This window comes from Bacillus cereus group sp. MG16, assembly GCF_040459875.1.
In the GTDB taxonomy this organism is placed as follows: domain Bacteria; phylum Bacillota; class Bacilli; order Bacillales; family Bacillaceae_G; genus Bacillus_A; species Bacillus_A paranthracis.
In genome coordinates this window covers 3,075,702-3,092,435 of sequence record NZ_JARVHE010000001.1, presented here as the reverse complement: position 1 = coordinate 3,092,435, position 16,734 = coordinate 3,075,702, and the positions used below count along the sequence as shown (strand labels likewise).

The window sequence follows — 16,734 nt, the reverse complement described above, 5'->3', positions numbered from 1 at the left end:
AGTATTCCATTTTTCTTCATTTTCTTTTAGAATAAGTAATGTTTTCCTGAAAAAATATAAGAGAAGCGTCTATTAGAGAAAAAGGTGACTTTAATAGTTGAACGAACATAACACCTAGAATGACAGATGGGGTGGTACAAATAGAAAAGAAGTTAGGGTTTTTTCCATTAATTGCATTAGTAGTCGGAACAATGGTCGGTGGCGGTGTTTTTAGTTTACCGCATGATTTAGCAGTAGGAGCAAATAGCGGCTCTATCATAATTGGCTGGTGTATTACAGCGATGGGAATGATTCCACTCGCGCTAGTATATCAAACGTTAGCAAGAAAAAAACCAGAGCTTGAGGGCGGAATTTATAGTTATGCACGTGCTGGTTTCGGTGAATATATCGGATTTAATAGCGCTTGGGGATACTGGTTAGCAGGAATTTTAGGAAACGTTGCAACAATCATGTTACTGTTTAGTACATTAGGTTATTTCTTCCCCATTTTTAAAGGTGGAAATAGTGTTGCGTCTATCGTAGGAGCATCACTTTTATTATGGACACTTCATTTTCTAATTTTATTTGGCATTCGTGAAGCATCTATTATGAATGTGATTGCAACAATAGGGAAATTGGTACCAATCGTATTATTTATTGTTGTAATGGTAACAGCGTTTCGCTGGGATACATTTACACATGATTTTTGGGGAGAAGGAACTATTTCAGTTTCCTCTATACTTGGTCAAGTGAAGAATACAATGCTTGTAACTCTTTGGGTTTTCATCGGGGTTGAAGGAGCGGTAGTATTATCTGGAAGAGCGAAAAATAGTCGAGACGTCGGTAAAGCGACAGTATTAGGACTTATTTTAGTAATGTCTATTTATATTTTAATTTCTGTCTTGTCAATGGGAGCGATGACAAGAGGAGAGCTTTCTGTTTTAGAAACGCCGTCAATGGGACATGTATTAGAACATGTTGTTGGGACGTGGGGCGCAGTAGCGATTAACATCGGGTTAGTTGCTTCACTTGTAGGTACATTAATAGGTTGGTTTTTACTTGTTTCTGAAATTTCCCATGTAGCAGGAAAAGATGGTGTGTTTCCGAAAGTCTTTACGAAAACAAATAAAAAACAAACGCCGCATATGGCATTATGGATCTCAAATGGCGTTGCCCAAGTTATATTTATAATCGTTCTGTTTTCAGAGTCAACATATCAAATTATGTATTTCATAGCGTCAACATCAATTTTAGTACCATATTTATTATCAGCGTTATTCCAATTCAAATTAGTGATTACAAATGAACTAAAAGATGCAAAAGTGAAAAATGGTTCGCTAGCTTTAATTGCTTCACTTTACTCTGTATGGCTTATTTATGCAGCTGGTTTGAAGAATTTATTGCTCGTCTCAATCGTATACGGAATTGGGATCATTGTTTATGTGTACGCAAGAAAAGAAAAAGGAAATCGTTGTTTTACTCGTATAGAGAGATATGTAATGTGGGCAATTGTTGTAGCAGCTGTTACATCTCTTTATATGTTATTGACTGGAAATATAAAAATGTAAAAGTCCTTTTCATTTAAAGGGCTTTTTTCTTTGTCTATAGAATATTTAATACATAAGATATTCAGGAGGGATGAAAATGGAAGGAAAAGAACAGTTGAACAGAATTGTTGATTTAGCGAGTGAAGTAAGGAAAGTGTTAGTGCAAGAATCTTTTTTTAATCATCATCCTGAACTGCGAGGAGTGATTGAAAATTTAGCGAGTGCGGTAGAGAATTTGGCGGAATTACAGCAACATAAAGATGAAAACGCTGAAGATCGTTTACGATATGTACTTGCTAAAATGAAAATTGCTCATAATGCCATCTTACAAGAGAAAAACGCATTTCCATCTCATTAATATACGATTTCATTTTGAACCTGGCGGATAACGTCAGGTTTTTTGTTTCTAGTTTTGCGTTTCTTTCATACACTAAGAATAGTATGAAAAAAAGAAGGTGACGAAGGTGAAATTACATAAAGCTCTTCAGCCAAGTTTTATAAAACGAATGTACTATATGAGGTTTATTGGGAAGTTTACAAAAGCAGAGAGTGAGAAGAGTGGGGAGAATTTCTTTGTACAATGCCTATCGCCAATACCATTCACGTTGCAAGAGCAATTGAAAAATGAACCATATGTATTTGAAGGTTTATGTAGCAATAAAAAGAATGAAAAAGTCTTTTCGGAATTAAAGAAAAGAAAACTAGAAAAGCAATTGATTATGTTTCGTCTCTATTATGAAAGAGGACATATATACGTGGAGTTAATTTGTACAGAAGAAGCGCGAGAAATAGCAAACGGTTATAAAATGATTCCAGTACCTAAAGTTTCCGATTATAAAAAGGGAGAGTCTTTAGAAAGAAAACTTAGTAATGGTTATTTGTCATTTCTAATGCCAAAATATCCGAAAGACTTTGAGCCTCCTGAGTTATTGTGGCATGAGGGAAGGTTATATGGAAATATATCTTTAAAGTCATCGTCAATTAGTTCAATCGCATATTTTGAACAGCAGCGGGAATGTAAGTATATAGAACTTAATGATTGGATGAAGTATGTAGAAATAGCGGTAGAAGATCAATTATATTTTGTAAGCAATCATGTGTATGAGCAATTAAAAAAACGAATAACTGAAGAAGGTAAGCTTGTAGAGGTAGAGGAAATAAAAGTGCAAAAGGATGAATGGGAATGGGATGAGCGTGAATCCGTCTTTTTACAGTATGTGAAAAGTTTTGTACGTAATAAAGGGCTATATCTGGATGAAACAGATATTTATAACTTTCATATAAGTACAAAAACAAATATGTTGACGATTCTGGGGGGGATACCAGGTGTTGGAAAATCCCGTTTTGTGCAAGCTTATGCAGAAGCACTTGGATTACAATACGGGGAAGAATTGGTTTGGATCCCGATTTCACCATCATATCAAGAACCACATGATTTACTTGGTTACCTTCATCCAAATGGTACTTTTATTGAAAGTGAAACAAAATTAGTTAGGGCGTTAATGAAGGCAAAAGAAAATCAAAATCAGCTGTATATAATCGTTTTTGATGAAATGAATATGTCACATATTGAGCATTGGTTTACTCCATTTCTATCTGTTCTTCAACTTGAAAAACAAAATCGTATTTTAAATTTATATGAAGGTGTGCAAGAAAAAGAAAATTCAATTCCGCCAACAATTGAAATTGGAGAAAATATTATATTTGTTGGTACTGTGAATTTTGATGAAACAACGAAGGAGCTCTCAGATCGATTATTAGATCGGACGAATGTAATAACTTTACGAAAGATTCCGTTTTGTGAGATGTGTATGGAGCAAGAGAAAGTTGTATTACAACCACCTCTGAAAGTAACTGCAGGAGAATTTCGCATAAATTGGGTCAGGAATAAAACGATGATTGAGGTGTTTTCTGAAGAAGAGTTAGAGCTATTAGATAAGTTACATGGTGTATTGTCATCACACGATACGTCAAAGGGAATTTCTTTTCGATGTGCAAATGCAATTGCTACTTATTTGCAAAATATACCGTTCCAAAATAATCATTCTTATATGATTAGTAGAGAGGAAGGATTTGATTTACAAATAAAGCAACGTGTATTGACGAAAATAAGAGGGACTGAAATGATGGTTGGGTCTTTACTTTCAGAGGAAGTAAAAAGGGGGGCAACATTAGTACCTCTTTTGCAATCTCCACTTGCAAACAGAGTATCTACATTTGAACACTCTTTAGCATATATAAGAGAAAAGCGTAGAGAACTGGAGTTGTATGGTTATGCAAAATGATGGGCGATACGAAACAGAAATCGTTGATACGAAAGAAACGCTTCCTTTTGTATTAAAGTTAATTATTGGAACGGAGTCAAAAGGAGAATATATTTTATTAAATCGTCTTTGTACCTCTGCAACAGCATTAGCTCAATGTATTTATAAAGTGCAAGAATTAAAACCAATTAGATTGCAATACCATTATGAAAATCCAATGAATATTACTTTTATATGGAATAAAGTCTATGAGGGACAGAAGAATATAAAAGAGACAAAATATGAAATAAATGACCAAAAACAAAAGGTATTAATATATGAACATGGAAAAACGGAATTCTTTTATCCATGGCGTTGTGGTTTATATCATTTTGAAGTGAATATAGAAGAGCGAACGTATTATGGCGCTTTTCAAGTCGTCCCCAAAAATTTTTTTGATGATCAATTTGAAATGATTCAAAACTATGTGAAGTCGATTTTAAATGAGTTGATTTTAGATAGAGGTTATTATAAAAAGACTTTCTCTGCACTTAGCGATATTGAAGATTCTTCTTATTTAGTGTTACTTAGAAAGTTGCCGCAAAAAATGAAAAAGATAAAGCAAATTTTTAAGAAAATAGAATCAAGTTCAAAATTTATACATGAATATAAATGGGAAGAAAAGGAGCGGAAAGCAACGAGGAAAGGAGCGGTAGTGGCGGAAAGAAAACCGTATGCAAAATATTATAATCGTAAGTTTATCGAACAAAAAAATAGTATGGAAAATGCATTTCTTAAATTTAAAGCGATGCAATTTTATCTCTATTTACTTGAAGCGGAAAATTTTTTGCGTCAAACAATTGAAATATTAGAAAGAGAAAAAAAGAAGAAATCAGAAGAATTTCAAGCTGTAAAAACGATTATACAAACAATTGAGCGTAATGGATCAGTGACCGATAGAGAGAAACAAAAATATAAAAATATACATTTACTAAAAGAGGCGGATTTACGAAAAAGTTCTATGAAGATACAAGAATATAAAATTTTAGCGCATTTTGTACATGATAGTGTACAATACTTTCAAACTTTAATGCATTCTCCATTTTGGAGAGAAGTTTCTGAAACGGGTAAGATGAATTCATATAATTTACCGATACCACATCAACAATTACTACAGCATTTAGATTTACTTCCACAATATACAGATCAATCTCCATCTTTATTATTTGTTTATAAACCAACTTTTTTAGTGTATGAATATTACGCTTTTTTTATCGTTATTTCCATGTTAGAGCAAATTGGTTTTGAAGCTAGAAATTCCATTCGTGAACAAATACAAGAACATTTTTATGTAGATGGATTACAAGATGGAACGACAGTAGTTTTACATCGAGATGATATGAAAGTCCATGTCGCATTTAATGATTTAATTGAAACACATCCTCTTATTGCATTAAGTAAAGGGAGTAATTTTTATAATGGAGAAGACACGAAGAAGCCAGATATTCGATTAGACTGTTATGTAAAGGAGGAAGAGAAATACGTATATCAATCTTCTATTATTATTGAAGTGAAGTATAGCCCAATGTACAATATTTTTCAACATGTTGGGAATACGAAAGCAACTGAGCAAATGTATAAGTACTGGTCTATAAAATTTGTAGAAGAACAGGATGGAAAGCGAATCTATCATCGAAGGGCCATTTATGAAGTCATTTGTGTATACCCAGGAAGTCATATGCATAGTAAAAAAATTGAGTCTGGATGCGGTGTTTTTTTGCAATTATATCCATATAAAACGAAACAAGGAGAAGAGAAATTAGCGGGGAAACATGGAATAGTACAAATTTTTGAGAAGTGGTTAAAAAGCATGAAGAAGTAAAAGAAATCCTTTTTTATAAAGGATTTTTTTAGATTAAGAAGAATTATATGCAGTATGGGAGACAGCTTCATATGATATGAATTTGCAAGTGATAGAAATATATTTTGAGAAGAACGGTACATGAGGGATAAAAGGCGATTATGATGGAATTTAATTTATTTTGCAGAATATAATAAGGCGTAAATGTTTTTAGTTGCATACGAAGGTTTGTTCTTATATGATAGATAGTGAAAGCGTTATCAAAAACAGAGCGGCGATGGGAAAGGCGGGGAAATATGTTCCAGCGTGTTCAAACAAAGGAAGAACATTTTTGGTTCGAGCAACTGTGGGGAGATTTTTGTGAAGAAAGAAACTTAATGTTCGTAGAACGTAATTTAAATCCATCACGATTTTTATTAATAGAAGATGAACATCATATCGGTACAGTAGAATGTATGAAGTATACGGTACCAGAACAATCAAATTCTGAGTTTTTCTATCCGTTTTCTGAAAATGATTTAGTGAAAGATTTGCAAAATGTATATGAAATAGGCAAGTTAAGTATCGCGAAAACGTCTCGTGGGAGAGGACACTTCAAAAGACTAACAGCTATTTTATTTATGCATGCATTAGAAACAAAAGCAGAATGGTATATCGCAGCGGTTACAAAAAGAATGTATATGTATTTATTAACACTCGGTTTCCCAATTGAACCGATAGATAAGCCATTTCAATTTCATGATACTTTACAAGGTGTACCAGTACGAATTCATGCCCGAAAAGGGGCTACGCATTTGTATTCTTTAAAAGAATTTCGAGATGTAATTCAAGGAAATGCCCATGCACAGGCATTAATCGCAGAATACAGTAAGAATATTATGTTAACCAAATAAAACGAAATGAATATGTATAATAAAGAGAATGCGATTTTAAAATGAAATCATTTTTCATGAAAAAGACCCTTATTATTTTAATAAGGGTCTAAAAATTATAATCCAAATATACTAAAAATCATTTTACGGCGCTTCGGTTTTTTTTCACGTTCATATATTGGCTTTGTATCGGGAGTAATATAGATTGGTTCTTCTTTCTTGAGGGTAGCTTCTAGTTTTTGAATTCGCTCTAACATTTCCTCCATTTCACGGCGATGTTGTAAAAGTTGGTACGTAACAACATCATTTGCCTTATCTTGCATTTGTTCTTCCATCCGATCTAGTCTTCTCGTAATTGTATTTAATTGAGCGGTTAATTGCTCAAAATCATGTGATGATATGTTTTGAACAATTGTATTTACTTGAGTTTTCAATTCTTCAACATCATTTGATGATGTTTTTTGAGTAGGGTGAGTGTTTTGGGACTTCTCTATTTGTGAAAGATGGTATTCTAACATTTGGTCTAAATCATCTTGTGTAAAAATAAAGTGACCATATTTATTTTTTTCTATAGTAAGATTTAATTGTTGTGCAATCCGGACAACAGCCTTTGGGCTAACACCTAATTTTTTTGCGATAAATGGTGTTTTATATTCCAAAATAATCCCTCCTATATATATCCTGTTGAATGATTTCGATCTATGAAGTAAGTTCCCTTCCAGTGTGACAAAAGAAGTGTGGAATCGGCAAAGAAAGTGTTTTTTCACGAAAAGAAGCTATAAAGAATATACCGTGTATATAAAAATGTTTTATTTTAAAATTTAGAATCATTTGACTGAGGGAAATAAATTAGATTATCATAATGATAAATATCTTTTTTATGTATGCATATAATATATAAAAAGGTGGTTGCTAATGTAGAATTTTGTTAGAGTATTAGAATGCTTACTTCACTTGAATAAAATTAAGTAGGAGGTGGCTTCCTTGCTTACAATGTAAGTAAGGAAAAGTATTTGGACATATATAGTATAAGTATAGTGATTGTTTTAATTGCCTTAACGGCATTTTTCGTTGCAGCAGAATTTGCAATTGTTAAAGTACGAAGTTCAAGAATTGACTATTTAATTGCAGAAGGAAATAATCGCGCAACATCTGTCAAAACAGTCATTACAAACTTAGACGAATATTTATCTGCTTGTCAGCTAGGAATAACAGTTACAGCACTGGGAATTGGGTGGTTCGGTAAACCTGCGTTAAAGCAAATGTTTGACACATTTTTTGTGAATTTGAACATTTCTACTCAACTAGCAGATATTTTTGCTGTAATTTTAGTGTTTTTGTTTATTACATTTTTACATGTTGTAATAGGGGAATTGGCTCCAAAAACATTTGCGATTCAAAAAGCTGAACAGGTGAGTTTATTTGTTGCTAAACCGTTAACTTTCTTTTATCGTATGGCGTTTCCATTTATTTGGCTATTAAATGGATCAGCCCGAATAATTACGAAGTTGCTAGGGCTGAAACCACCGAAAGGGCACGATGAAGTTCATTCAGAAGAAGAATTACGGTTGTTAGTTTCAGAAAGTTACAAAAATGGAGAGATTAATCAGTCTGAATATAAATATGTAAATAAAATCTTTGAATTTGATGATCGTATAGCAAAAGAAATAATGGTACCCCGAACTGAGATGCATATTATAAGTAAAGAAATGCCTGCTGAAGAAGCTTTACAAAAAATGTCTCAGGAAAAATATACGAGATATCCAGTTGTTGATGGTGACAAAGATCACGTAATAGGATTTGTAAACTTTAAAGATATTTTCACAGATTTTGTGCAGCATAATGCGGTTAGTAATAAGAAAGTAGAGCAATATATTAGGCCGATTATTTTAGTTATCGACTCTATCCCAATACACGACTTATTTTTAAAAATGCAAAAAGAAAGAACACATATTGCTATATTGATAGATGAATATGGTGGTACGTCTGGACTTGTTACTGTTGAAGACATTTTAGAAGAAATAGTTGGAGATATTCAAGATGAGTTTGATACAGATGAACAGCCAGAAATTCAACAAGTTAGTGAAACGAAAACGATACTAGAGGGAAAAGTACTTGTTAGTGAAGTAAATACGTTATTAGGTTTAACGATTGATGATAATGGTGTTGATACAATAGGTGGATGGATTTTAACGAAAAATATAGAAATTGCCGAAGAGGATTTCATTGAAATCGAAAATTATAAGTTTTGCGTGAAAGAATTAGATGGACACTATATAAAGAGACTAGAAGTTACAAAAACTGTAGAATCAATTGTTATTTTAGAAGATGAAAAACAAATTTCATTACAAGAACAAATTAGTTCGTAGACTCTGCTAGATGGCAGAGTTTTTTTTGAGCATAATGTTTTTGGCAGAATAAGGGCTATGTTACAATGAAATAAGTCAGACCTTTCACTAGGTGAAGTATTGTTGTATACATATATTTGAAAGGGGAAGAATTATGAAAAAGCATTTATATATAAATGGAGATTGGAAGTCTGTAAACACGTATAAACCATTATACGCACCATACTCTGAAGAAACATTAGCGGAAATTGCGCAAGGAACGGAAGAAGATGTAAAAGAGGCTGTTACTGCCGCAAAAAATGCAATGAAAGAAATGAATACATTATCTGCATATGATCGAGCGACTATTTTAGAGAAAGTCGCACAAAAAATGGATGAAAGAAGAGAAGAATTTGCAGAAATTATTGCAAAAGAGGCTGCAAAACCAATACGTGCTGCAAGGGGAGAAGTAGATCGTACTGTTCAGACATACAAATTTGCAGCTGAAGAAGCGAAGCGTATATACGGTGAGACACTGCCACTTGATGCGGCACCTGGTGCAGATGGGCGTATTGCATACACAATACGTAAACCGATTGGGGTTATAGGGGCGATTACACCATTTAATTTTCCATTAAATTTAGTGGCACATAAAGTGGGCCCCGCAATTGCTGCTGGAAATACAGTTGTATTAAAACCAGCTGATCAAACGCCTCTATCATCTTATGCATTAGTTGAACTATTTGAAGAAGCAGGATTGCCAAAAGGGGCTTTAAATATTGTTTCTGGTCCTGGTTCAACTGTAGGCGAAGCAATAGTTACAAATGATGATGTTGCTTCCATTACTTTTACGGGAAGTCCGAAAGTTGGACTTGGAATTAAGGCAAAGGCTGGGTTAAAGCGAGTTACGTTAGAACTAGGATCGAATGCCGCTGTTATTATTGATGAAGATGTTGAATTAACAGATGAATTAATTGAACGAGTAAAATGGGGAGCATTTGTTAATAATGGACAAGTTTGTATTTCGGTACAACGCGTTTTTGTACATGAAGAGAGACTGGATGAATTTTTATCTAAGTTACAGAAAGCGATGGAAACAGTTATTGTTGGTGATCCGTTGCTTGAGGAAACGGATGTATCAGCTTTAATTTCGAAAAAAGATGTTGAGCGTATCGATAACTGGGTGCAAGAAGCAGTTAAAGAAGGAGCGAACGTTTTGTATGGTGGTAACAAACGTGATGAAAGGATTTTTGAACCAACTGTATTAACGAATGTTCCAGAGCATGTATCTGTACAGTGCCAAGAAGTATTCGGTCCACTTATGACAGTAAATACATTTAAAGAATTTGATGAGGCTATAGAGCAAGTAAATCATTCACGTTACGGTCTACAGGCAGGTGTATTTACAAATAATTTGTTTAAAGCTATGCGTGCAATTGATGAGCTTGAAGTTGGTGGTGTCATGATAAATGATATTCCAACGTTCAGAGTAGACCATATGCCTTACGGGGGTGTGAAAGAAAGTGGTACGGGGCGTGAAGGAATTAAATATGCAATCGAAGAAATGACAGAAATGAAATTAGTGTGTATTAAAAAATAAAGGAACTAGAACTTAAACATCGCAAAAAAAAACGAGTAGGAAATGTTTACGATTCCATACTCGTTTTTTTTGTTTATTTGACGTTTCTTAGAATGATTTCATTTAATCAAGTGTACCTTTTACTTCATTTCTTGTTTGAAAATAGCATCTTCTACATAAATTTGTTCTTTGTCGACAGCATTGCTATGAGATAATACTAAACCGATTGGTGTTTCTGTACCTTTATTTTGAACAATTGTAAAAGGAACATTTTTTTCGTTCGCTAATTTAATGTATTTTGATAAATGTGGGTAAGCAATGCCACCATTTAGGAATATTTGTAATGATTGAGAAGAGCGCATGCTACTAGCTACTTCAGAATATACATTACTTTGCATTACTTGACCGATAGTTAAAGCGATTTCTACACGCTCACGTAATGTAGTTAAATACATATTACGTTCTTCTGGTTTGTTTTGCTTTTGGCCGTAAATGCCTTCTTGGAGATAATCTTCCACATTTTTATTTACCATATTTTTCACACCTTTCCTTTTCTATTGTACGAAAGAATGAAGCAGGATGCAAAAAAAGTCGCATCGAATATAAAAAATTTGAATGAAAGGAAGGAAAATGGAATGTAACAATCTAAACAATTAATAAAGTTATAAAAATTTTATCAACACATATTAACAAAATGTGACAATAATCTATTAACGAATCATGTTTTTTGTGTTAATATTCAAAATATAAAGGGTGTTCGTCGCATGGAAATGGAGGAATGGAGGTTTTTCCAATCGATAAGGATATTAAAGAAGTATTTTGTTCGCACTTGAAAAACAACAGGCACCAATTCGTTGAGAACTGGAAAAACAAAATGATAATTTCCGATAAAGATCCATTTAGACTAGAAGCAGTTCAAAATGGAGAGGATTTATTAGAGTTTATTATTGAACTTACTATGGAAGAAAAAGATATAAATTATCTTCAGCCATTATGCGAGAAAATTGCTATTGAACGTGCAGGAGCAGATGCGAATATAGGTGATTTTGTTTATAATGCAAATGTAGGAAGAAATGAGCTTTTCGAAGCGATGTGTGAATTAGATGTTAGTGCACGTGAATTGAAACCAATTATGGCCCAAATACATACTTGTTTTGACAAATTAATTTATTACACTGTTTTAAAATACTCGGAAATTATATCAAGAAATTTAGAGGAAAAACAGCAATATATTAACGAAACACATAAAGAAAGGCTGACGATTTTAGGGCAAATGTCAGCTAGTTTTGTACATGAATTTCGTAATCCGCTTACTTCCATTATGGGGTTTGTCAAATTATTAAAGGCAGACCATCCTAGTTTATCGTATTTAGATATTATTTCTCATGAATTAGACCAATTAAATTTTCGCATTTCGCAATTTTTACTCGTATCGAAAAAAGAAATGTGGACTGAATCTGAACGGTTTTGGCTAAATGATTTGTTTCAAGACATTATACAGTTCTTATATCCAAGTTTGGTCAATGCAAATGTTTCTATTGAAAAGAATTTGCCATATCCAATTCCGCTTACTGGTTATCGGAGTGAAGTGAGACAAGTATTTTTAAATATATTAATGAACTCAATTGACGCTCTTGAATCAATGAAAGAAGAACGAAAAATTATCATTGATGTATTTGAAGAAGATCAATCGATTCGGATTGTAATAAAAAATAACGGGCCAATGATTCCAGCTGAAAATGTAGAAACGATTTTTGAACCATTTGTAACTACTAAAAAGTTAGGAACTGGTATTGGGTTATTTGTATGTAAACAAATTGTAGAAAAGCATAATGGGTCCATCATGTGTCGTTCAGATAATGATTGGACAGAATTTCAAATTGCATTTCAAAAATAAACAGTCTACACCAAATGAATGGTGTAGACTGTTTTAATTCGTAAGTATAACGGCTTCTAATTTAGGATCTTTCGTTGAATAACCTAAAATTGAAATTGTATAAATAATGTTCGGTTCGACTTTGAAATCCGGTATAGTTAGTAAGACACTTTGATGATCTGCGAGTGAAACTTCTATATCCGCTGTACCAGGGCTAACTTCTAAAAAATCTGTTATTTGTTTAAAGAGTACATTTTCAAATAAATGATCGCCAGCTTTTAAACTTACATTTACAACAGGGGTATCGGGAGAAAAGTGTGCAAAGCGTATTTTTGCCTGGCCTGCTGGTAAATGAGTATTATCAAGCATAGGTTGTAATTGTAGATGATTATCACTATTTATTGCGGCAAAAGTATAAGTGTGATTTCCCATTATTGGTACTAAAGCTGAAAAGATGGGCGTTTCATTTCCAACAGGAACGATATCTATTCGGTACTTACCTTGTACTAATGTTAAATAAGGACTAAATTGTTTAAATGAAATATTTTTAATTACCTTTTGCCCGTTTACTAAAATGTCAACGGCAGGTGTATTTGAAGCAGAGTGAAAAAATCTTATGTGCGATGGTAAAGCAGCTTCTTGTGAATTTCTTTTTTCGTATGCCTGTACAAGATTCGTAAGCGCATCATAATATTTCATATATAGTTCTACATATTTTTTTGGATTATGAAATTGATAGTAACGAGCGAGCTGTTCGTAACGTGCAGCTTCTTGTCCATATTTTTCGATTTCAGATTGAGACATGAACATTCCTCCTTTGTCATCATTAAAACTATATGCTTAGCAAGAATGAGGTTATGCGAAAAAATTGTTTTTTAAAGGAGAAAGGTTGAAAATTAATAATAAGTATTTTTTAAGGATAAGTTAAGTTTAGGTGAACGAGAGTTATAATTTTCTAGAGGATACAAAAATATATCATCCATATTGGCAGAGGAAGTGTGTATTTCGAAATGAAAAATTTGAGAGCATAACACGTGACATGTCGAAACCATGTCCTGAAACCCTTAGGAAACTAGGGATTTTTTTAATTATGGGCAAATACACATACAAAGTAATAATTGTCCTACATAAATTATAAAGGAAAGGTAGTTTGAAATTAAGGAAAGGAATGAAACTTTGGGATGGGGATATCCCGCAAGGAATTGTGAATGGAGTTATGGACGGTTTTGTGCTTTATACTGTAGGATGAATTGTGATTTTGTAATACTATTGTTTCTATTTATGTTAGCAAGTGACGGTATTAACTGATAAAAGAGCGTCGTGCCGAACTGATTAATGTGGTTAATCGGTTCTTTTTTTATTGTATAAAACGGATGGAGTTGTATGTGAAATATTGATTTCTTTAAAATAATTGCTATGCATTTAGTAGGATTAATTGTCGAGATTTGTTTAAAAATATGCAATATAAAGTAGGAGAACAGGAAGGAGTTTAAAGGGAGTTTCGTCGAAGTTTACACAATGTCGGCATTTGAGGGAAGCTGACATTATGTTAGAAAAACATTTAGTGAAGCGTTAATTTTATATAAGGGAGGGTTATTTGAGCGTATAGATAAGGATTGGTCTTTGAATTAAGTTCTGAATTTTCTGTTTTTAAAATTGGTATTTAGCACTCATTTGTATATTTTATAATAGTTTTTTGATAAATTCACTGCTTTCGCAGAGGGTTCTTTTTTATGAAAGAAACGTCAATTTTCTTCATATATATATACAAATTGGAGAAATGGGGGAGCGCTATGCGCGATTACTTAATTAAACCACTTGTTGGTCAGCCGTATCCAATGATTTCACATGGAAAAGGTGTCTATTTGTATGATCAAAACGGAAATAAATATTTTGATGGCTCGTCAGGAGCAATTACGGCAGGTATTGGGCATGGCGTAAAGGAGATTGCGGACGTTATCAAAAAGCAAGCTGAGGAGATTGCTTTCGTTTATAGATCACAGTTTACGAGTGAACCAGCTGAAAAATTAGCTAAGAAACTAAGCGATTTAAGTGTAGGAGATTTGAACTGGAGCTTTTTTGTAAATAGTGGTACGGAAGCAAATGAAACAGCTATGAAAATTGCAATTCAGCATTTTCAAGAGCGAGGTATTCAAGGGAAACATAAAATATTGTCACGATGGATGAGTTATCACGGTATTACGATGGGAGCCTTATCAATGTCTGGGCATCCACTGCGTAGACAACGTTTCGTGTCAATTTTAGAAGATTATCCAACTATTCCAGCTCCATATTGTTTTAGATGTCCGGTACAAAAGGTATATCCAACTTGTCAGCTTGCTTGTGCGACTGAACTAGAAAGATCAATTGAAAGGATTGGAGCAGAACATATTGCGGCTTTTATTGCTGAACCGATTATTGGAGCAGCTGGAGGTGCAGTCGTTCCGCCGAAAGAATATTATAAAGTTATTAAAGACATTTGTAGTCATTACGATATTTTATTTATTGCTGATGAAGTAATGACTGGGCTTGGGCGTACTGGTGCATGGTTTGCGATGGAGCATTGGGGTGTAGAACCGGATATTATGACCCTTGGTAAAGGTTTAGGAGCTGGATACACACCGATGGCAGCGACGGTTGTAAGTGACCGTGTTATGGAGCCAATTTTACGAGGATCGCGTTCTGTTATGAGTGGACATACGTTAAGTGCAAATCCATTATCTGCAGCAACAGCTCTAGCTGTTATTGAATATATGGAGAAACATAATCTACCTGAAAAAACAGCGGAAAAGGGAGAGTATTTAATAAAAGGATTACAGAAAGTTCAGCAACAATCGACAATCATTGCTGATGTGCGCGGAAAAGGATTGCTGATCGGAGTAGAATTGCAACCGTTTACAAAAGCGTCAGAACTTATTTCGGTTGCAGCTAAAAATGGTCTTCTTTTATATCAAGCTGTTTCAGGGCAAGCAGGAAAAGAAGATAGCGCACTGCTTGTAGCACCGCCAATGACAACTACATATTCCGAGTTAGATGAATTACTTTCAATTTTTGCAAAAAGTGTTGAAGAAATGATGCAAAAAGGAGGGCATAGTATCGCATGACAACTATTACGAATACATTCAGTAAATTAAAAGAGATAGAGGAGGTAATTTCTTTATTCCACGATGATATGACATTAATGTTTGGGGGATTTGGGGGGATCGGATCCCCTCCATCTTTAATACAGGCCATTTTAGAAAAAGGAGTTACAAATTTAAATTTAATTGGAAATGATACAGGATTTCCTGATGTAGGAATCGGTCGTCTCGTTACGAATGAAAGAGTAAAATCATTAATTACTTCTCATATTGGATCAAATCCAAATGCAGGAAGACAGCTAAACGAAGGAAGGTTACAAATTGAGTTTTCTCCTCAAGGAACATTAGCAGAGCGTATTCGCGCTGGTGGTGTAGGACTTGGTGGCGTATTAGTTGATGTAGGTGTTGATACGATTGTAGAAGAAGGAAAACGTACTGTTGAAATGAATGGTAAAACATATTTAGTTGAAACAGCATTAACTGCTGAGGTTGCGATTGTATATGCGAAAAAGGCGGATCCGTTCGGTAACCTTGTGTTTGATAAGAGCGCTCGTAACATGAATCCTCACGTTGCTATGGCCGGGGATATAACGATTGTAGAAGCAGAAGAAATTGTTCCACTTGGAAGTTTAGATCCAGAAGAAATTGTTGTCCCAGGAGTATTTGTAAATTATATCGTACCGTCGGAAGGAGTGAATTGGAAATGGGTATGGGCGTAGAAGTGAGAGATAAGATTGCTAGACGTGCGGCGAAAGAAATACAAAATGGCATGATTGTAAATTTAGGTATTGGTATACCATCGCTTGTACCGAATCATTTGCCTGACGATATAAACGTTATGTTTCATGCGGAAAATGGAATTGTAGGTATGGGACCTACGCCAAGCAAAGGAAATGAAGACGAAAATTTATGTAACGCAGCAGGTTTGCCAACTTCTCTTATTACAGGAGCAAGTTATTTTGATAGTTGCACAGCGTTTGGGATGATTCGAAAAGGTTTACTAGATATAACGATTCTTGGTTCATTACAAGTAAGCGAGAATGGTGATTTAGCAAACTGGATTGTTCCAGGAAAACGTGTTCCAGGTATTGGAGGAGCAATGGATTTAGCTCAAAAAGCGAAGCGGGTCGTTGTTGTGATGAATCATGTCGATAAATACGGAAATGCAAAAATTGTTTCGGAGTGTACATTACCATTAACTTCAAAAAAATGCGTAGATTTAATTATTACGGATATGGCAGTAATGGAAGTAACGCAGGGTGGACTTATTTTACAAGAATTGATGAGCCCATACACAGTGGAAGATATAAAACAACATACAGAAGCGGATTTTAAAATTGGCTCTAACTTACTAGTAATTGAATGAGGGG

Annotated in this window: 14 protein-coding genes; 11 read left to right on the top strand and 3 right to left on the bottom strand. The window is 34.0% G+C overall.

The genetic code is table 11. From position 1 onward, the window contains the following. Positions 1–119 precede the first annotated feature (119 nt). The 5 genes from arcD to QCI73_RS15955 all read left to right on the top strand — a co-directional run bounded on the left by arcD (position 120) and on the right by QCI73_RS15955 (position 6,523). Positions 120–1,547, top strand: a complete 1,428-nt coding sequence (gene arcD / locus QCI73_RS15975) for an arginine-ornithine antiporter (RefSeq protein ID WP_000129464.1) — start codon at positions 120–122, stop codon at positions 1,545–1,547. 76 nt (positions 1,548–1,623) lie between these two features. Next, positions 1,624–1,884, top strand: a complete 261-nt coding sequence (locus tag QCI73_RS15970) for a hypothetical protein (protein WP_000398576.1) — start codon at positions 1,624–1,626, stop codon at positions 1,882–1,884. 106 nt (positions 1,885–1,990) lie between these two features. Further along, positions 1,991–3,811 (top strand): AAA family ATPase, encoded by a 1,821-nt coding sequence (locus tag QCI73_RS15965; RefSeq protein WP_353823321.1) that lies wholly within the window; start codon positions 1,991–1,993, stop codon positions 3,809–3,811. After that, a complete protein-coding gene (locus tag QCI73_RS15960; protein ID WP_353823320.1) occupies positions 3,801–5,651 on the top strand; it encodes a hypothetical protein in 1,851 nt (616 codons plus the stop codon). The genes QCI73_RS15965 and QCI73_RS15960 overlap by 11 nt, the downstream gene beginning before the upstream one ends. A 275-nt stretch (positions 5,652–5,926) precedes the next feature. Continuing rightward, on the top strand, positions 5,927–6,523 hold the full coding sequence (locus QCI73_RS15955) for a hypothetical protein (protein ID WP_101167077.1): 597 nt from the start codon (positions 5,927–5,929) through the stop codon (positions 6,521–6,523). A gap of 95 nt (positions 6,524–6,618) precedes the next feature. Here the strand turns inward: QCI73_RS15955 and racA are convergent, their stop codons facing one another. Continuing rightward, positions 6,619–7,161 carry a chromosome-anchoring protein RacA gene (gene racA, locus QCI73_RS15950; RefSeq protein ID WP_000456007.1) on the bottom strand — a complete coding sequence of 181 codons (543 nt, stop codon included), beginning with the start codon at positions 7,159–7,161 and terminating at the stop codon, positions 6,619–6,621. A 354-nt stretch (positions 7,162–7,515) separates the two neighbouring features. Here racA and QCI73_RS15945 point away from each other — a divergent pair, with 354 nt between their 5' ends. Both QCI73_RS15945 and QCI73_RS15940 read left to right on the top strand, forming a co-directional pair. After that, entirely contained in the window at positions 7,516–8,871 is a 1,356-nt protein-coding gene (locus tag QCI73_RS15945) for a hemolysin family protein (protein ID WP_070805937.1), read from the top strand. A 133-nt stretch (positions 8,872–9,004) separates the two neighbouring features. After that, positions 9,005–10,429: an aldehyde dehydrogenase family protein gene (locus tag QCI73_RS15940; protein WP_327923734.1), complete on the top strand. Its 1,425-nt coding sequence runs from the start codon at positions 9,005–9,007 to the stop codon at positions 10,427–10,429. 119 nt (positions 10,430–10,548) lie between these two features. On the opposite strand, the gene QCI73_RS15935 is transcribed toward QCI73_RS15940, so the two are convergent. Next, a complete protein-coding gene (locus QCI73_RS15935; protein ID WP_353823319.1) occupies positions 10,549–10,941 on the bottom strand; it encodes a YueI family protein in 393 nt (130 codons plus the stop codon). Between the two features lie 245 nt (positions 10,942–11,186). Between QCI73_RS15935 and QCI73_RS15930 the strand changes: the two genes are divergently transcribed. Continuing rightward, positions 11,187–12,305, top strand: coding sequence for a BA2291 family sporulation histidine kinase (locus QCI73_RS15930; protein ID WP_000451748.1), 1,119 nt, complete (start codon positions 11,187–11,189; stop codon positions 12,303–12,305). A 33-nt stretch (positions 12,306–12,338) separates the two neighbouring features. Here QCI73_RS15930 and QCI73_RS15925 read toward each other — a convergent pair whose 3' ends face one another. Then, a complete protein-coding gene (locus QCI73_RS15925; RefSeq protein WP_000083263.1) occupies positions 12,339–13,088 on the bottom strand; it encodes a DUF4397 domain-containing protein in 750 nt (249 codons plus the stop codon). A 989-nt stretch (positions 13,089–14,077) separates the two neighbouring features. On the opposite strand from QCI73_RS15925, the gene QCI73_RS15920 reads away from it, so the two are divergent. From QCI73_RS15920 to QCI73_RS15910, 3 genes are read left to right on the top strand one after another with little or no spacing between them, the layout of a single operon-like run. Further along, on the top strand, positions 14,078–15,388 hold the full coding sequence (locus QCI73_RS15920) for an aspartate aminotransferase family protein (protein WP_001205894.1): 1,311 nt from the start codon (positions 14,078–14,080) through the stop codon (positions 15,386–15,388). Further along, the gene (atoD, locus tag QCI73_RS15915) at positions 15,385–16,083 is read left to right on the top strand and encodes an acetate CoA-transferase subunit alpha (protein ID WP_000208119.1); all 699 of its coding nucleotides are present in this window, start codon (positions 15,385–15,387) and stop codon (positions 16,081–16,083) included. Before QCI73_RS15920 ends, atoD begins: the two co-directional genes overlap by 4 nt. After that, positions 16,068–16,730, top strand: coding sequence for a CoA transferase subunit B (locus QCI73_RS15910; RefSeq protein WP_000525283.1), 663 nt, complete (start codon positions 16,068–16,070; stop codon positions 16,728–16,730). The genes atoD and QCI73_RS15910 overlap by 16 nt, the downstream gene beginning before the upstream one ends. The last annotated feature ends 4 nt before the right edge of the window (positions 16,731–16,734 follow it).